At 41.0% G+C, this 18,674-nt stretch carries 16 protein-coding genes; 6 read left to right on the plus strand and 10 right to left on the minus strand.

From position 1 onward, the window contains the following. Positions 1-108 precede the first annotated feature (108 nt). Positions 109-879, plus strand: a complete 771-nt coding sequence (locus tag PS1M3_RS01595) for an NADP-binding protein (protein WP_203985879.1) — start codon at positions 109-111, stop codon at positions 877-879. 8 nt (positions 880-887) lie between these two features. Here PS1M3_RS01595 and hutH read toward each other — a convergent pair whose 3' ends face one another. From hutH to hutC, 3 genes are all read right to left on the minus strand, one after another. Next, complete coding sequence (gene hutH, locus PS1M3_RS01600; RefSeq protein WP_039036250.1) at positions 888-2,420, minus strand: histidine ammonia-lyase; 1,533 nt, start codon at positions 2,418-2,420, stop codon at positions 888-890. A gap of 2 nt (positions 2,421-2,422) precedes the next feature. Further along, complete coding sequence (gene hutU, locus PS1M3_RS01605) at positions 2,423-4,096, minus strand: urocanate hydratase (RefSeq protein WP_203985884.1); 1,674 nt, start codon at positions 4,094-4,096, stop codon at positions 2,423-2,425. Positions 4,097-4,166: 70 nt separating this feature from the next. After that, a complete protein-coding gene (gene hutC, locus PS1M3_RS01610) occupies positions 4,167-4,874 on the minus strand; it encodes a histidine utilization repressor (protein WP_203985887.1) in 708 nt (235 codons plus the stop codon). Between the two features lie 120 nt (positions 4,875-4,994). On the opposite strand from hutC, the gene hutI reads away from it, so the two are divergent. Together hutI and PS1M3_RS01620 are read left to right on the plus strand one after the other, a co-directional pair. Beyond that, positions 4,995-6,242 carry an imidazolonepropionase gene (gene hutI / locus PS1M3_RS01615; RefSeq protein WP_203985891.1) on the plus strand — a complete coding sequence of 416 codons (1,248 nt, stop codon included), beginning with the start codon at positions 4,995-4,997 and terminating at the stop codon, positions 6,240-6,242. Positions 6,243-6,366: 124 nt separating this feature from the next. Further along, the gene (locus PS1M3_RS01620; protein ID WP_203985895.1) at positions 6,367-8,028 is read left to right on the plus strand and encodes an EAL domain-containing protein; all 1,662 of its coding nucleotides are present in this window, start codon (positions 6,367-6,369) and stop codon (positions 8,026-8,028) included. A gap of 125 nt (positions 8,029-8,153) precedes the next feature. Here the strand turns inward: PS1M3_RS01620 and PS1M3_RS01625 are convergent, their stop codons facing one another. Further along, positions 8,154-9,215 (minus strand): formimidoylglutamase, encoded by a 1,062-nt coding sequence (locus tag PS1M3_RS01625; protein WP_203985898.1) that lies wholly within the window; start codon positions 9,213-9,215, stop codon positions 8,154-8,156. A gap of 1 nt (position 9,216) precedes the next feature. Further along, positions 9,217-9,714, minus strand: coding sequence for a ribonuclease E activity regulator RraA (rraA, locus tag PS1M3_RS01630; RefSeq protein ID WP_006793083.1), 498 nt, complete (start codon positions 9,712-9,714; stop codon positions 9,217-9,219). Between the two features lie 205 nt (positions 9,715-9,919). On the opposite strand from rraA, the gene PS1M3_RS01635 reads away from it, so the two are divergent. The 3 genes from PS1M3_RS01635 to PS1M3_RS01645 all read left to right on the plus strand — a co-directional run bounded on the left by PS1M3_RS01635 (position 9,920) and on the right by PS1M3_RS01645 (position 13,476). Next, complete coding sequence (locus PS1M3_RS01635; protein WP_006793084.1) at positions 9,920-10,459, plus strand: phosphatase PAP2 family protein; 540 nt, start codon at positions 9,920-9,922, stop codon at positions 10,457-10,459. Next, positions 10,456-11,487, plus strand: coding sequence for an MJ1255/VC2487 family glycosyltransferase (locus PS1M3_RS01640; protein ID WP_203985901.1), 1,032 nt, complete (start codon positions 10,456-10,458; stop codon positions 11,485-11,487). Before PS1M3_RS01635 ends, PS1M3_RS01640 begins: the two co-directional genes overlap by 4 nt. A gap of 108 nt (positions 11,488-11,595) precedes the next feature. Beyond that, entirely contained in the window at positions 11,596-13,476 is a 1,881-nt protein-coding gene (locus PS1M3_RS01645; RefSeq protein WP_008128220.1) for a methyl-accepting chemotaxis protein, read from the plus strand. Positions 13,477-13,499: 23 nt separating this feature from the next. Here the strand turns inward: PS1M3_RS01645 and PS1M3_RS01650 are convergent, their stop codons facing one another. The 5 genes from PS1M3_RS01650 to priA all read right to left on the minus strand — a co-directional run bounded on the left by PS1M3_RS01650 (position 13,500) and on the right by priA (position 18,612). Then, positions 13,500-13,874, minus strand: coding sequence for a gamma-butyrobetaine hydroxylase-like domain-containing protein (locus PS1M3_RS01650; protein WP_008128222.1), 375 nt, complete (start codon positions 13,872-13,874; stop codon positions 13,500-13,502). Positions 13,875-13,939: 65 nt separating this feature from the next. Further along, positions 13,940-15,268 (minus strand): HslU--HslV peptidase ATPase subunit, encoded by a 1,329-nt coding sequence (gene hslU, locus PS1M3_RS01655; protein WP_006793088.1) that lies wholly within the window; start codon positions 15,266-15,268, stop codon positions 13,940-13,942. An 11-nt stretch (positions 15,269-15,279) separates the two neighbouring features. After that, positions 15,280-15,798: an ATP-dependent protease subunit HslV gene (hslV, locus tag PS1M3_RS01660; protein ID WP_006793089.1), complete on the minus strand. Its 519-nt coding sequence runs from the start codon at positions 15,796-15,798 to the stop codon at positions 15,280-15,282. A 79-nt stretch (positions 15,799-15,877) separates the two neighbouring features. After that, entirely contained in the window at positions 15,878-16,405 is a 528-nt protein-coding gene (locus PS1M3_RS01665) for an SPOR domain-containing protein (RefSeq protein ID WP_006793090.1), read from the minus strand. Between the two features lie 20 nt (positions 16,406-16,425). Next, on the minus strand, positions 16,426-18,612 hold the full coding sequence (priA, locus tag PS1M3_RS01670; RefSeq protein WP_138740918.1) for a primosomal protein N': 2,187 nt from the start codon (positions 18,610-18,612) through the stop codon (positions 16,426-16,428). Between the last annotated feature and the right edge of the window lie 62 nt (positions 18,613-18,674).

Here is an 18,674-nt window from a genome sequence, read left to right on the forward strand (position 1 = left end):
CTTAAAAAATTAAAAACAAGGGGGGCGTTACATTTGTGAACTTTAGAAAATTATGCTCAGATAACAGCATTAAACAATGGTGCGCTGAACGCGAAGGTGTGTGTCAACATGCAAAATAAGGTGAATAGATTAGTTGTATTGGGTGCTGGCTGGTTAGGTCATGCGCTATGTGTTAATGCCCAACAGGCAGGTTGGAAGGTGCAGGGTACTCATCGGTCAAATACACGAGAATTTGATTTTGAGCGCCAGTTTAAATTAGAAGGTAATCAGCTAATACATCAGGTTGATTTAGACAATGCGTTTTGGGTCTGTGCTATTCCACCACGAAGTCGTCATAGCGAGAGTAATTACCCAGAAACACTTACTGCAGCCTTGGCGTTGTCTAAAAAGTTAAATGCAAAAGGGTTTTTATTATGTTCATCCACAGGGGTTTACGACCAAGAACCCGGTGTATACAGTGAAAGTAGCGATATTGCTTGCGCCAATCCAAGGCAAACAAAATTATATCAGGCCGAAGAGCAAGTCCTTGAGCAAAACGGTAAGGTACTGCGTTTTGCAGGATTACTTGGCCCAAACAGAGAACCTGGTAAGTTTGTTGCGGGTAAAGAGCTTAATACTTCAAGTCAGCAAGTGGTGAATATGGTGCATCAGCAAGATGTAATAAATGCTATTTTTGCGGTAATAGCGCATTGGCAAGTAGGGCAAAATATTTACAATATCGTTAACCCCGAGCACCCAACAAAAGCCGATTACTATGCATTAAAGTGTAAGCAGCATGGTGGCGAAATGCCAAAATTTACGAGCGATGAAAAAGCTGAGCGCAAGGTTATTGGCTCAGCGATAGAGGCGTTAGACTTTACTTACCAGTACGGTATTTAACACTTATTTTAATAAGAAGGGAGTGGGTTGTGGTCAATAAAGTCGCACAATTTACCTTCGCTCAATAGGGCGTTAGTTTGTTCTATATCGGGTGCAAAATAGCGATCTTTATCGTAGTAGGTCACGTATTCGCGTAGTAAATTTTTTGCCTTTAATACTTTTTCACACGGGCTTAGCGGTTTTCTAAATTCTAAGCCCTGTACTGATGCAAGCCACTCTATAGCCAAAACACCTTGTGTATTATTTGCCATCTCTTGTAACCGCCTCGCGGCAAACGTAGCCATTGAAACGTGATCTTCTTGGTTGGCAGATGTTGGTAAGCTATCTACAGACGCGGGATGCGCAAGCGATTTATTTTCAGATGCCAATGCTGCTGCTGTTACTTGAGCAATCATAAAGCCAGAGTTTACGCCACCGTTTTCAACTAAAAAGGGCGGTAATTTTGATAAGTTAGAATCAATAAGTAGAGCAATTCTGCGCTCTGCTAAAGCGCCAATTTCAGCAATTGCAACAGCGAGGTTGTCGGCGGCCATAGCGACAGGTTCAGCGTGAAAGTTTCCGCCAGAAATAATATCGCCTACATCGGCAAATACGAGTGGGTTGTCGGTTACACCATTTGATTCGCACAGCAATACGTCAGCTGCTTGGCGTATTTGTGTTAAACACGCACCCAATACTTGAGGTTGGCAACGTAAACAATAAGGGTCTTGTACTTTTTCACAGTTTACATGTGAGTCGCTAATTTGTGATTGAGTATCAAGCAAGTCTCTAAACACTTGTGCGGTATCTATTTGACCACGTTGCCCACGAATTTCGTGAATACGTGAGTCAAAGGGAGCGCGGCTCCCCATTGCTGCTTCAATACTTATAGAGCCTATTACACAGCTTTGCGCATATAAATCTTCTGCTCTAAATAACCCCTGTAATGCAAAAGCGGTAGACGCTTGAGTACCGTTAAGCAGCGCTAAACCTTCTTTTGCTGCAAGCGTAAGCGGTTCAAGCCCTGCTATTTTCAAACCTTCAGCCGCACTGATTATTTTACCCTGATGGCGCATCTGGCCTTCGCTTAGCAAGGGTAAGCACATATGTGCAAGTGGAGCTAAGTCACCCGAAGCGCCAACAGAGCCTTTTTTAGGAACACATGGGTAAACTTCACTATTTAGCAACTGTATAAAGAACTCGATGACTTGTAAGCGAATGCCTGAAAAGCCACGAGAAAGTGAGTTGATTTTTAGTGTAATCATCAATCTTACTGTGCTGTCGTCCATGTACTCGCCAATACCAGCGGCATGAGAAAGCACAATTGAACGCTGAAGTAGCTCAAGCTCGTCATCGGCAATTTTGGTATTAGCAAGCAGGCCAAACCCGGTGTTAATTCCATACACTGTGCGTTGCTCATTAATGACATTTTGAACGGTTTGTGCGCTGGCAGCGATTTGAGATTCGGCATTTTTTTCAAGGTTTATTTTTACACTTGATGCATTAATCTTTCTTAGACTATTTAAATCAAGTGAGCCGGGTGTGAGAGTTAGTTCGACCATGATTATTCCTCGTTCAGCATTGGTAAGTCTAAGTTTTGCTCTTTGGCACAGTTTTTTGCGATGTCGTAACCGGCATCTGCATGGCGCATTACACCGGTAGCGGGGTCATTCCAAAGCACGCGACCAACACGTGCTTTCGCTTCGTCAGTACCGTCGGCAACAATAACAACACCTGAGTGTTGGCTAAAGCCCATTCCTACACCACCGCCATGGTGAAGTGATACCCACGTAGCACCGCTTGCAGTGTTAAGCAACGCATTAAGCAATGGCCAATCAGAGACGGCATCTGAACCATCTTTCATGCTTTCTGTTTCACGATTAGGGCTTGCTACTGAGCCAGAATCAAGATGATCACGGCCAATAACAATAGGTGCTTTAAGCTCACCATTTTTTACCATTTCATTAAATGCCAGTGCTAAGCGTGCTCTGTCTTTTAAACCCACCCAGCATATACGAGCCGGTAAGCCTTGGAATTGAATGCGTTCGCGCGCCATATCAAGCCAGTTGTGCAAATGCGCATCATCAGGGATTAGTTCTTTTACTTTAGCATCTGTTCTATAAATATCTTCTGGATCGCCCGATAAAGCGACCCATCGAAACGGGCCAATACCTTGGCAAAATAATGGGCGGATATAAGCAGGAACAAAGCCAGGGAAATCAAATGCGTTTGTAACACCTTCTTCAAATGCCATTTGGCGGATATTATTACCGTAGTCAGTGGTTGCCGCGCCTGCTTTTTGTAACGCCAGCATGGCATTAACTTGTACAGCCATTGATTGTTTGGCTGCTTTTACAACCGCTTTTGGATTTTGTTCACGCATTTTTGCGGCGTGCTCCATAGTCCAACCTTGTGGTAAGTAACCATTAAGTGGGTCGTGTGCTGATGTTTGGTCAGTCACTATATCGGGTGTAATGCCACTGCTTACAAGTGTGCTAAATATATCTGCAGCGTTGCCCAGCAAGCCAACCGAAATTGCTTTGTCGTTAACGCATGCGTCAGTAATTAACTGCAGTGCATGTTCAAGATTTGTGGCTTTTACATCAACGTAGCCAGTTTTAATGCGAAAATCGATGCGGCTTTCGTCACACTCAACAACTAAGGCGCAAAAGCCCGCCATAGTTGCCGCCAGTGGCTGCGCGCCGCCCATGCCACCAAGGCCACCTGTTAACACCCATTTACCTTTAGCTTGACCATTAAAGTGTTGTTTAGCCATAGCTACAAATGTTTCGTATGTGCCTTGTACAATGCCCTGAGAGCCAATATAAATCCAAGATCCAGCCGTCATTTGGCCGTACATCATTAAACCTTTTTTATCTAGCTCGTTGAAGTGCTCCCAGTTAGCCCAGTGGGGTACCAAGTTTGAATTTGCAATTAAAACGCGAGGAGCATTGCTGTGTGTTTTAAATACGCCAACAGGTTTACCTGACTGAACAAGCAATGTTTCGTCATCATTTAATCGGTCTAGGGTTGCTATTATTTTATCAAAACTTGGCCAATCACGTGCCGCTCTACCAATACCACCATAAACAACTAATGCGTGAGGATGCTCTGCAACCTCAGGGTCTAAATTGTTCATGAGCATGCGTTTTGCCGCTTCAGTTTGCCAGCTTTTTGCGCTTATCATATCGCCATGCGGTGCACGTATTACGCGACTTGTGTCGAGTCGGTTAGTCATGTGTTGCTCCTGTTGTATATACAAGGTGATTTGTCACAAAAAAAGCGCATGATGCGCAATTTTGTTTATCTTATTTTTTAAACGTTAAGTGTCCGCCCAAGCGGTATTTGCTACCAGGCGATACAAGTCGTGCAAAACTTACAATACCGTTAACTGACCATGTTCTGCGAATAACTTGCAGGCAAGGCTCTTCGTTATATAGGTTTAACCATTGGCACATTTCGTTGTTGGGCATAATGGCTTCTACTGTGTGTCTAGCTTGGGTGAGAGGTGCAACACTTGAAAGATACTCATGAGGAGTCGTTGCACTAAAATCTTGTTGTAAATAGCCGCTAGCAAGCGCAGGGTTTACAAAGCGTTCTTCAAGCTGTATTGGGCTGTCGTTTTCGTTATGAACCAGTACGCTTCGGTACACGACGCTATCTACTTCTACTCCTAGTGCGATAGCAATAGGGGCCACCGCGTTTATTGATTCAAGTATAAGCACGCTACAGGTGTAGTTGCCGTTACGTTCTTTAACTTCATCGGCAATATTTTTAATTTCAAGTAATGAAGACTGCGACTTAAACGAAGCAACAAATGTTCCAAGGCCTTGGCTACGCGTAAGTATTCCAGATTCTGTTAATTCGCTAAGTGCGCGGCGAGCAGTCATTCTGCTAACGCTAAATTGTGTGCTTAGCTCGTTTTCAGAGGGAACGCGTTGGTTTTCTTGCCACAAACCGCTGCGAATTTTATCAACAATAAATTGTTTTATTTGCGCAAATTTAGGTGTTGTCATTAACTGGGTAGCTGCATTAGGAGTAATTTATATTAAATAAGATGACACAATCCTCTTGTATATACAAGATGTGTTGTTAGACTATATTTCAATCATGTCAGGGTATGTATGGACTGCAATATGCAAAACACTCAACAAAATAATAACTTAGAAAATATCGATTTACTTTTAATCGATGCAAATATTGCCACAATGGATCCTACTAGAGATACACCTTATGGGATCATCAAAAATGCAGCGTTAGCCATTAAAAACGGAATAATTGTATGGTTAGGTGAACAAGCATCGTTACCGCCATTTGACGCTTTTGCAACGCCAACTTTGAGCATAAAAGGGCAATGGCTAACACCTGGTTTAATAGATTGCCATACACATTTGGTATTTGCTGGTTCTCGTGCGCAAGAATTTGAGCAGCGATTACAAGGCGTAAGCTATGAACAAATTGCAGCGCAAGGCGGAGGCATTGCAAGTACAGTAAAAGCAACCAGAGCTGCAGATAGAGAGCAACTATTTGTTGATGCCAAAGACAGGCTCAATACACTGTTAAAAGAAGGCGTAACAACAGTTGAAATTAAGTCGGGTTATGGGCTTGATACCGAAAACGAAATTAAACTATTAGAAGTGGCAAGACTACTGGGTGAGCATCACCCTATTGATATAAAAACAACATTTTTAGGCGCTCATGCATTACCTAAGGAATACAAAGGCCGTGCAGATGAATATATTGACTTGGTGTGCAACGAGATGCTTGAGCAAGTCGTTGCAGGTGATCTTGCCGACGCCGTTGATGTGTTTTGCGAAAATGTAGGGTTTAGTTATGAGCAAACTAAGCGCGTATTTGCGGCGGCGACTAAACATAATTTGCCAGTAAAATGCCATGCAGAGCAGTTATCTAATCAGCATGGTGCTGAGCTGGTGGCCGAATTTAATGGATTATCGGCAGATCATATAGAGTACCTTGATGAGCAAGGTGTAGAAGCCATGGCAAAGGCTGGCACTGTAGCTGTGCTTTTACCGGGGGCATTTTATTTTTTAAGAGAAACTAAACAGCCCCCCATAGAGCTACTTAATCAATATAAGGTGCCAATTGCGATTGCGAGCGACTTTAATCCAGGTACTTCACCGCTGTGTTCGGTGCAATTAATGATGAATATGGCATGTACACTCTTTAGATTAACACCAGAGCAAGCACTGGCAGGTGTTACCAGTAACGCAGCTAAAGCTCTGGGATTAAATGATAGAGGAGTGTTAAAAGTGGGAGCCAGAGCCGACATTGCACATTGGCAAATAAGCCACCCATCGCAATTAAGTTACCAATTCGGCGTAAATAAACTGTCAAATTTATGGATTTTGGGTAAACTTAATTAGTTTGTATTATTTTTGTTCATATTTAACATGTTGTTGTTAAAGTTTTTTTACGAATACGAGTGCCGTTAACTTGAATATATTAACCGACAGTAATTTTCCGATTTTTTTTAGTGGTGCGCTTTTAATGGCGATGATCACCACTTTATTTTCGGTAAAAAATACCAACATTAAATTTAGTTATTTATGCATAGGTGTTGTAGGTTTAGCTATTTTAAGTAGCGGTGAAGCATGGTTAGCTATTTTATTGGCCTTTGGTTTTTGTTTTCACTTATGGCAATCATTTGAGCGTAATAATTGGAGTATGATTATTACCAGCTCTGCCGCTGGACTGTTATTTGTGGTGTTGTTTTCAGCACATTTGTTATTGGATGTGCCGTTATTTTGGGTGGTACTAGCCATACTACTGTGTGCTGTAGTTGGTTTGCTAAATGATGAAAGTGACGAGCCCAAGGTTAGCATGGTGCCAAAGCAGGTCGACGACGCCTTTGTAGAAGAGTCACCCCTTTCAGTATTTGCTAGTAAAAAAGAGTTACGTCAAGGTTACTATGTGTGGTGTGATGATACTCAAGTTGAAGCCGTGCTTATTATTATTCGACTTGAAGGCTTTGAGCAAGTTAATCAGCATATAGGACGTGGCTTTGGCGATATTTTATTAGCGCAATCAGCAAATAGAATACAAGAACAATTAGAAAGCGAAGAAGTGATTACTTTAGTGGGTAATGAAAAGCTTGCCCATTTAGGTGGATTAAATTTTGCGTTTATTTGCAGCTTAGCCAATCACAAGCATTTACACGAACAAATTATTAATACCATACTCGGTGCAACACTTAAGCCTTTTAATGTCGCCAATTGCACGGTTGAAGTGAAAGCGCGAGCAAGCTATGTTGCCTGTAACGAGCAAGATACTAACTTTGACGATTTAATTTCCTATGCCTACTTAGCCCTTGATAGCCAGCCTACTCAAAAAGTGGTGCCTTATCACCAGCAAATGATGATTGAGCAATTAGAACAGCAAGCGCGTTTAAAAGAACTTGCTAACATTGACTTTGCAAGCGAACTTGAGTTGTATTTTCAACCGGTTATTTGTAATAAAAATGGTCAAATTGAGTTTTTGGAATTGTTATTGCGTTGGCAGCATCCTAAGCAAGGGATTTTATCTGCTAATCGTTTTATTGATGATATTAGAATTGCAGGGCTTGGTTACCCACTTGCTAAGTTTGTTATAGAGCGGGCTGCAGAACTTGCTATGGCACTTAGAATAGAAGGCATAGCTATACCGCTAAGCATTAACGTATTTGGCCCAGAAATGCTTAATGAAGAGTTTGTTGAGTTTGTTGATAATGTAATAACAGAGCACAACTTACAAATGGGGGATTTAATTGTTGAGTGTCCATTACATATATTTACGGGGCTCGATGATAAAGGCAGAGCGATGATCGCAAGGCTGAACAATATTGGCTTAAAGCTTTGTGTTGATGGCTTAGGTGATAACCCTGTACTGCTTTCTAAGTTACCTAGCTTAGCGGTGGAATATATAAAAGTAGCGCCGTCATTAACGGCTGATTTTAGCAACCAAAATAATATCCGCAGTTTAGTTGGCGGTATGGTTGAAATGCATAATCAGCAAAAAACAAAAGTCATTTTTGAAGGGGTTGAAACCCTTGAGCAACTTAAATTTGTTAAAAGTTTAAATGCCTATGCTGCCCAAGGTTATTACTTTGGCCATCCGCTTAGTAGCATAGGCTTAATGAGCTGGTTAAAAGAGTGGCAACAAGCACAAGGTTAATTAGAGTGAGCACAAAGGGCTTCTTTTTGCGCTACCTCACTGACGTTTCAAGGTTGTAATACAGGAGAGTAATGCTGCTAAGGTTACATTATCTATTAATTTATAGCCCCACATCACGAGCAAGTTTATTTGAATGAGCACTCGCTTTCTTTTGCCAGTAAATAGCTATTTACCAATGCACTGATCACTTGTCCTACATGCGCCGCGCCTATTTCAGGTCCGTTTGGATGTTGGCTTGGTGATGCCTCACATAAGTGTAAGTATTTAGCGTTTCGGTTACTTGCTGCTTTATATATAAAATGTTCAGTGTCGCTGACACTAAATCCACAGCATGTATAGGCACTTACAGGCATAAATGTAATACTGTCTAGATCTACTTCAATGCCTAGGGGTAATGAATCAAAACCGTTAATAGCCTTATCAATAGACTGAGTAAGCGTTATGTCGCGTTTTACTTTGAGTGACTGGTAGCTATCAAACGTGAAGTTTGCCTGCGTCATGGCATCAATAATTGCTTGGTTATTTTTCTGCTCGTGTAGGCCAATAACATGGTAATTATTGAGTAGCTTCTCGTTATAAGCATATCGAAACCCATTGCCACTGTGGCGTCCTTCGCATTCTCTAAAGTCAGCATGAGGGTCAAAGTTTATTGCATTAACTGGTGTATGCTGTGAACCACTAAGTGCACGAATAATCCCTAAGCAGTTATTATGCCCGCCACCAATCACAATTGGCTCAAGACCCGCTTTAAATATTAGATTTAATACACTTTCTACGCGCTCATCTAACTGTTGGCATAGCAAACGTAATTGCTGAAGTTGTTCAGGGCTTTTGTTGTTTAATTGGTTACTTTGCGCCATTAGGTCATCAACGTGGACTTCGCCAAGTAACAACACTTTTTGAGTGGCAATAAATTGATTATGGGGTTGGTTTAAAAATTTAGATAAAAAAGCAGGCCAAGCTTCACTTGCCCCGCTATTGCCTAAATTGGCTTTAGGGCCAATGTCTTCACATATGCCTAAAAGCACATAGCGCATACCAAACTCAGCGGCATCAACAAGGGCTTGTTGAACATCTACGTGAGTGTCGAGTAAAGACATGGCTTGCCATGCTTTTTTTTCGTTTGCGCGGGTAGAGCATAAAGCTTTAACCGCGCTTTCATCATATACTTTTAACTGAGGGATCACGTTATACTTCTACAACTTCCAACTCAAGTTCTTCAGCAGATAGCACAATACCCGTGCTATCGGCATAGATGAAGTCGTCATCGAAAAACGACACACCAGCAAAGTTAACACCAATGCCATTTTCGCCAGCGCCTTCGCTGTCGGCAGCCACAGGGATTGATGCTATGGCTTGAATACCTACATCAAGCTCTTCTAGCTCATCTACATGGCGGACAGCTCCGTACACAACAATGCCATTCCAATTGTTTTCAAAAGCTAGTTCAGCAAGTTCAATATCAATAAGTGCACGGCGAGTAGAGCCACCACCGTCAATTAATAGCACTTGTTCTGTACCGTCTTGAGATAGTATTTCGCGGATCAGTTCATTATTTTCAAAACATTTAACCGTTTTAATGCGGCCACCAAAACTGTGTCGACCACCAAAGTTGATGAACATTGGTTCTAGCACGTCAACCACGTCAGCAAAGTGGTCACATAAATCAGAAGTGCTGTAATCCATTATTTTATCCTCAAAAGGTACATTAATTTATAACTCAGTATACCTGCCTTATAACCAATAACAACGACTTAATCGTAGTAAATTTAAGCAAAACAAGGAGTAAATCAAGAATGGCAACAATAGTGTCTTAAAATCGTCACTCAATTGTTATTTACAACACCTAAGCTAAATCAGTGTTCATATATTATGCGATGAGGAATAAGCAATGGGAAATAATAATATACTTAAAAAAGTAGCTCAGTTTGACGAGCGATTATTTTTAACTTTGTTTAACTGTAACTCACCTAAGTGGCTAAAAAAAATGGCGTTTGGATTATCTAAAAGTGGTGACGGCGGATTGTATTTAGTTATATGTGCAGGTGTGTGGTGGCTTAGTAAAAATGAGCTGCACCAGCTACTACCAATTGCGATAATGCTTGGCTTTATTATTGAGCGGCCCATTTACTTTTTAGCTAAAAAGTATTTTGCACGAATAAGGCCATGTGATTGTTTAGTAACCAATGCTTATATAGTACCGAGTGACAAATTTAGCTTACCGTCAGGTCACAGTGCTGCCGCTTTTTTAGTTGCTATTATTTTGTGCCACTTTTTCCCTCAGTATGTATGGCTATTTTTAGGCTGGGCTGGTGGTGTGGCAATATCGAGAGTGGTATTGGGGGTCCATTATCCTGCTGATATTATTATTGGTGCACTCATAGGTAGTTCATGTGGGTTATTTGCATTGGCACTAGTGGTGCCAGCATGAAAATATTATACGGTATTCAAGGCACTGGGAATGGCCATATAACACGGGCCCGTGTTATGGCTAGCTGCTTTAAAAAACTAAATATTGACGTTGATTATGTTTTTTCAGGACGTGCAAATAAAGATTACTTTGATATGCACGACTTTGCGAACTATAAAAGCTTTAGAGGGCTGTCGTTTAATACTAAAAACGGGCAAGTAAAAAGCCTTCAAACCGTTAAAAATGCGCGTATTTGTAAGTTAGTGAAAGACATTAAATCGTTCGATGTAAAGCAGTATGACTTTGTGCTTAATGACTTCGAGCCAATTACTGCATGGGCAGCTAAACGAGCGGGTGTTCCTGTGGTTGGTATCAGTCACCAGGCGGCTTTTTTATCTAACAGTGTTCCTATGTTTAGCCGAGGTATTTTACGTAAGTCGTTAATAAAATATTATGCACCTGCTGATACGTACTTAGGGGTTCATTGGCAGCCATTTGCTGAAAACATTATTCCACCATTTATTGCACATCATGAACATAGTAATCCTGTTGCGATTATTAACAAAGTATTGGTGTACTTACCCTTTGAAAACCTTGCTAGCATTATTGACTACCTAAAGGACTTTCCCGAAAAAGAGTTTTATTGTTATCACCCCGATGCGCAAAATAGATCGCTGGGTAATATACATTTACGTTCGCCTTCAAGATCTGACTTTTTAAATGATTTAGCCAATACAAGCGGCGTGATTGGTAATGCCGGGTTTGAACTTGCCAGTGAGGCATTAAAGTTGGGTAAAAAGTTATTACTAAAGCCGTTAGATGGCCAGTTTGAACAAAGTGAAAATGCACAAACATTACTCACTATGGGAATGGCTCATGTAATGAATTACTTAAATCCACAAGCATTAGATGACTGGAATAATGCACCTCAAAACAGGCAAATTAATTACCCTAGCGACCCTGAACCACTTGTAGATTGGTTATTACAAAAACAGTGGCATAAAACTCAATTACTACACAGAGGTTTATGGGGAAATGTTAATTTGTAATGCCATACATTTTTCAGGTATGACCAGTTTGCAAAAAGCTAAAAAAAATAAAAGCAGATTAAGACATTAGTCTATAATAAGGTTGCATATTAACCAAAGGTGTTTGAAATGAGTTTTTTAGAAAATTTAACGATTAAGAGGCGATTGCAACTTAATGCTTTGGTAGTTGGTTTAGCAATGGTTATTCTATTATGTGTAACTATTTTTGAGGGAAAGGAAAATCTTAAATTAAATCAGACTATACAGCTAGCGAAAGAGCTGAATATTCAGCAATTAGAGTTAAGAAAGCATGAAAAAAACTTTTTGTTTTACAAAACAGAGAGCTCTTTAGAGTCGTTCGAAAAAGAGTATGCAGTCCTGGATACAAAGTTAGCTGAATTACAGGCTTTAATGTCTAGTTTAAATATTGATACTCAAAAAGCAGCGCAATTAAAAAGCTTAGTTGCTAAATATAATAGCGATTTTAATAACGTAGTCTCTCTTCAAAGAAAAATAGGCTTAAATCCCAAAGATGCTCTTTATGGTGAACTAAGAAGTGCAGTGCATAAAGTAGAAACCTTACTTAACGAGCAGCAAAGCGATGAGTTGCTCGTGCTTATGCTGCAATTAAGACGTGCTGAAAAAGATTTTATGCTGCGTTTAGATACCAAGTATCTCCCCCGTTTTGATGACACAATTACTAAGCTTGAACAAAGCCTTTCTCGTTCAACAATAGACTCAAACACCAAATCACAGCTCAATAGCTTAATTGCTACTTATCAGAATTCTTTTCAGGCGCTGGTAAAAGCCCAAGTTGAATTAGGGGTAAACTTAGAGTCAGGAGCTCTTGGTAAAATGCGAGAAAGCGTATCAAAAAGTGACACTGTGGTTGGCCAAATTGTTGAGGAAACAGTAACTCATGTCAAAAACAGCGTAAGTGAGGCACAGTTTTTGGCAATTACTATTTTCGTTATTGCAGGCGTTATTGTTTTATTACTTGTTTACTTTACTAGCCATTCAATCATTGTGCCTATTGAACGCGTTTATCACAGCATAAATGATATAAGACGTAATAACGACTTAAGTGTAATGATAGAGCAAACAGGTAAAGATGAAATCACTATCATGACGACTGACTTTAACAGTTTAATAGGTGACTTTAAAAACCTGATTTATGAGGTTAATGGCGCACTAAATACTCTCAATGTAGCAACAGATCATTTATCTGAGAGCACAGCAGCCACAAGCTCAGGTATGCAAGAGCAATTACACGAAGCTGACATGGTTGCTACCGCAGCAACAGAAATGCAAGCGACTATTCAGGATATTTCGCACAACACTGAAGCGGCTGCTAAAAAAGCGGAGTCTACAAACTTGAGTGCTCAACAAGGCCGTAGCGAAGTTGAATCAACCGTTAACCATATCAGAGAATTGTCTGGATCTTTAGGCAGTGCATCTGATGTGGTGTCTCAACTAGAAAAAGACGGTGAAACGATTGGCTCGGTGCTTGATGTTATTCGTGGTATTGCTGAACAAACTAACTTACTTGCGCTTAATGCTGCAATTGAAGCTGCTCGTGCTGGCGAGCAAGGTCGCGGCTTTGCGGTGGTTGCTGATGAAGTGCGCTCATTAGCCCAGCGTACGCAAGAGTCTACTAGTGAAATAGAAGGGATTATTAATACCCTACAGCAACGTACTCAGGAAGTTGTAAGCATTATGCACCAATGTCGCTCACAAGGTGATGAAAGTGCATCCCAGGCAATTAAAGCGGGCGAGTTGTTGGGTGCTATTACTGAAGATGTACAAACCATTATGGAAATGAGTACACAAATTGCCGTTGCTATTGATGAGCAAAGCCAAGTTGCATCAGAGGTTAATAAAAACGTGGTACGTATTAGAGATATTGCACAAGATGCATCAGAGCATGCATCGCGTAACGCGCAAACCAGTGAAGAGGTATCTGAGCAAGGTCGCGTACTATATGCTGCGATAGATAAATTTAAAGTCTAAATTTATTAAAGAGCCAATAAAGTTTAAGGAATAAACTTTATTGGCACACTGTCTTTGTTTTTTGTGTTTTCGCTCACACGTTCTAAATACTCATTCCATAACTGAGTCTGCTGTTCTTGCAGCTTAGCAAAATAGTTCCAGCTAAATAACCCGCTATTATGGCCATCGTCAAAATCTAGGCGCAATGCGTAATGCCCAACCGGGACTATTTTTTTTATCCCGACTGATTGCTTGTTTAAAACCAGCTTCATAGGGCCAGAGCCATGGCCTTGTACTTCTGCTGATGGAGAGTGAACACGTAAAAATTCACAACTAAATACGGCTTTACTATCATCGTCAAAGTAAACATCTAAATTTTTGCTCACGCTATGATAATGCACTTTTGTTACGTGTTTCATGTTTTGTATCCCATTAAAAAAGCCCCCAATATGGAGGCTTTTAGTATAACTACTTATAGTACCAATTAAAGAATAAAGCGGCTTAAATCTTCATCTTCAACTAGTGCACCTAAATGTTTTTCAACATAAGCCGCATCAATAACTACCGACGACCCAGCTTGCTCAGACGCATCGTATGAAATCTCTTCCATTAGCTTTTCCATCACGGTATGAAGACGACGAGCACCAATATTTTCGGTTTTCTCGTTAACTTGCCATGCCGCTTTTGCAATACGCTCAATAGCGTCATCACTGTACTGAACATCAACTTGCTCAGTTTTAAGTAGCTCGCGCTGTTGCTCTGTGAGTGATGCATGAGGCTCTGTAAGTATACGTTTGAAGTCGTTTGCAGTAAGAGCTTCAAGCTCAACGCGAATAGGTAAACGACCTTGTAGTTCAGGGATCATGTCTGATGGTTTAGCCATTTGGAATGCACCAGAGGCAATAAATAGCATGTGGTCAGTTTTAACCATACCGTGCTTAGTATTTACTGTTGAACCTTCAATAAGCGGAAGTAAATCGCGCTGTACACCTTCTCGACTAACATCTGGACCCGATGAATCTCCGCGCTTACAAATTTTGTCTATTTCATCGATAAACACAATACCATTTTGCTCTACAGCAAATATAGCCTGCTCTTTTAGCTCTTCTGGGTTTACTAATTTGCCCGCTTCTTCTTCGGTTAGTAACTTAAAGGCTTCCTTAATTTTGAGCTTGCGCTTAGTGCGCTTATCGCCACCCATGTTTTGAAACATGCCCTGTAGCTGGTTGGTCATTTCTTCCATACCAGGAGGCGCCATAATTTCTACGTTTGGTTGTACTTGTGCTAAATCGATTTCAATTTCTTTATCGTCTAGTTGACCTTCGCGAAGCTTTTTACGGAATGTTTGGCGTGTTGATGAGTTTTCATCACGCTGAGTTTCACCGTATTGATCTTTAACAGGTGGTAAAAGTGCATCTAAAATACGATCTTCGGCCGCTTCTTCTGCGCGGTGTTTAAACTTTTTAGTTTGTTGTTCACGTGTCATTTTAATAGACACTTCAACTAAGTCGCGAATGATGGTTTCAACTTCCTTACCAACATAACCCACTTCGGTGAACTTGGTTGCTTCTACTTTAATAAAAGGGGCATTAGCAAGTTTGGCTAAGCGGCGCGCAATTTCCGTTTTACCAACACCTGTAGGACCAATCATTAAAATATTTTTTGGCGTTACTTCTGCACGTAAATCATCGTTTAATTGCATACGGCGCCAGCGATTACGAAGTGCAATAGCAACGGCTTTTTTTGCGTTAGCTTGGCCAATAATATGTTGATCTAACTCGTGAACAATTTCTCTTGGGGTCATAGCAGACATAGCGGTTCCTATTATAATTCTTCAATAGTTTGGAAGTTGTTAGTAAATACGCAGATATCACCTGCAATAGTTAGGCTTTTTTCTACTATTTCACGAGCGCTTAAATCGGTGTTTTCTAATAACGCGGTTGCGGCCGATTGGGCAAAGTTACCACCACTACCAATGGCAATTAAGTCATTTTCTGGCTGAACGACGTCGCCGTTACCGGTGATAATTAAAGAGGCAGTTTCATCGGCTACAGCTAACAGGGCTTCTAACTTTCTGAGTGCACGGTCACTACGCCAATCTTTCGCCATTTCAACAGCAGCTTTGGTGAGATTACCTTGATGCATTTCTAGTTTGCTTTCAAAACGTTCGAACAGGGTGAAGGCATCAGCAGTACCGCCGGCAAAACCTGCGATTACTTTGCCATTATAAAGGCGTCGAACTTTACGGGCGTTACCCTTCATTACGGTATTACCCAATGAAACTTGGCCGTCGCCACCAATTACAACTTTGTTGTCGCGGCGTACACTTACAATAGTGGTCATGTTATTCCTCATCATCGAGTTGCAGGGGCAACTCGTTAAAAACGATTATGATGAGGTTATATGGGTGAATGGTTTATTTTCAAGTCCAGCCCCAAATTCCGCAGCCGACGACTTTGACACGCTTGAGTTTATTTTTATCACTTTCTGCTTGGCGCTTCGTTTTGTAAGGCCCTAAACGTACTTTATACCAAATACCTGTTTCGCCTTTGGTTTCTCTTATTTCAGATATAAGACCAGCAAAGGCTATTTTAGCTTTTAACGATTCAGCCTGTTCATGAGTCCTGAACGAGCCGCATTGCATAACATAAGGACCTTTTTGTTCAATTTCTTTTACTTCTACTTGCACTTCATGGTTTCTGATTTCTTTTATAAATTCAGGCGCACGAGGAACGACCACTTCTATTTTTTCTTTTTCGGCTGGGTTAGTTTGTTTTTCAACAAGCTCGGGGTCGGCATTATTTTTAATAAACCATAATCCATAGGCAAAACCGCCCACAAGCAAAGCTGCAACAATTACCAAAAGATAAGGGAATGGCTTTTTAGCAGGTTCTTTTTTGGTGTTTTTTCTATTTTTTGGTTTTTTATTAATGTAATCGTGCTGTGCCATAGCGTTATTTTGGCCTTAACCTAAATCATATCTATAGGGTCTACATCTAAACTCCAGCGAACTTTTTGTGCAAGTTTACTGGTGCTTAAATAATCAACCATTTGCGCAAGATACTGATGTAATATGCGGCGATCTTGCGCTTGAATGTGCAATTGAAACCGATACATACCCGCAATTCTCTCTAATGGGGCAGGGATCGGACCGAGCAATTGTATACCAGATACCCCATTAACTGGAACCAAATCTGTCAAAAAGTCGACGACTAGTTTAATACTGAGCCCTTGTGCGCGGACTATAGCCATATTTGTGATGGGAGGTAAGTCGGCGTCATCACGCTCGCTTAACGCAAAGCGTGCAAAATCTTGGTAACCATTATTGACCAAATCTTGTAAAAGTGGATGTTCGGGAAAATGTGTTTGTAATAACACCTGGCCAGGCTCTCCTGAGCGGCCAGCACGTCCTGCTACTTGAGTCACTAACTGCGCTAAATGTTCCGTTGCTCTGAAGTCGCAGGAATATAGGCCGCTGTCTACGTCTAAAATTATGACAAGGCTTACATCAGCAAAGTGATGACCTTTTGCAAGCATTTGCGTACCAACTAATATGCGCGCTCCACCTAAATTAATTTCGTCGAGGGCTTTTTCTAAACTGCCTTTACGACGAGTTGAATCGCGATCAATACGGGTTACTGGCGTATCAGGAAACTCGTTTGTTAAAAACTCTTCTATTTGTTCAGTACCTTTGCCATTAGGGAATATTTGCGTGCTCCCGCAATCAGGGCATTGATGAGGTACTTGATGTTGGTCGCCACAATGGTGGCAAATCATTTGACCAATCGCTTTATGGAACGTGGCACTAGTACTGCAACGGTTACATTCACTTAACCAACCACATTCATGGCAAATAAGTGTAGGTGAAAAACCACGACGATTTAAAAATACCATAACCTGTTTACCACGATTCAAATGTTGGCGCATAGTAGCAAGGCTTGCGTGAGCAATACCCGCCTGATCGGGCTGGCCTTTCATGTCGAGTAATTTAAATTGGTTATCGGTTGAGGTTTGAGCGCGCTCAGTCAAGCTTAATAGTTGGTACTTATTATTAATGGCTTTATGCAAGGTTTCGAGCGCTGGAGTAGCACTGCCGAGTATAAGTGGGATTTTATGCTGGAATGCACGATAAGCTGCTAAATCTCGAGCATGGTAACGAAGGGTATCTTGTTGTTTAAATGATGAGTCATGTTCCTCGTCAACTACAATCATACCGAGCTTTAAAAAGGGTAAAAAAATACTTGAGCGCGTACCTATTACAATAGCGCAACTCCCTTTTTCGCAAAAGCGCCATGTTTGTAGGCGTTCGTTATCGGTAAGTGCAGAATGCCATAACATGATGGGTGTATCTGGAAAGCGGCGACGAAAGCGGTTTACCGTTTGAGGGGTAAGGCCTATTTCGGGGACAAGTACTAAGGCTTGTTCACCTCGCTTTAATACTTCTTCAAGACATTGAAGATAGACTTCGGTTTTACCACTACCAGTAACCCCTTCTAATAAAAACGTGTTAAAGCCTTTACTTTGATTAATTGCAGTGCAAGCTACGGCTTGCTCTTTATTCAGTGTAGGCTTACTACCCACTGTTGGTGCAGTACTTTGCCACTGATTATCATGTTCTATGGTTTGTGTAACAAGCGCTTTTGCAATAAGGCTATCGATAGTCTTTTTACTAAAGCCGAGTGCTTTAAGCTCGGTTAATGATGATTTACCTGACTGTGCAAGTTGCTTTAATAAGTTAAGTTGAGTTTTTGCTTTGAGTGACGGAAGTTTTGATCCTTTTTCTGTCAGCATAACCATATTGATACTGGTTTTATCCGGTGACTCACCTTGGCGCAGCGCACTAGGTAGCGCTATATGAATTGTTTCGCCGAGTGGGTAACAGTAATAGCGAGATGTAAAACTCAAAAGCGCAATGTGTTCAGATGATAAAATAGGCGCGTCATCAATGATTTCGATGATGGATTTTATTTTGTTTTCGGGGACGTCGGTCTTGCTTTTAATAGCTAAAACAACGGCGACTTTTTTTTGGTTACCAAAAGGCACCAACACACGCATACCTGGTTTAAGTGGTGATGCCATGCCATCGAGTTGCTTATCTACTTTATAATCAAAGGTGCGCGGTAAGGGGACTTTTATAGCGACTTCAGCAAAACACATAGCAACTCAACTCATAAAATTAATGATGTAATGTACTAAAAATAACGTTAAAAACCTACTAG

The sequence above is a fragment of the Pseudoalteromonas sp. PS1M3 genome (assembly GCF_016865405.1).
GTDB lineage: Bacteria > Pseudomonadota > Gammaproteobacteria > Enterobacterales > Alteromonadaceae > Pseudoalteromonas > Pseudoalteromonas marina.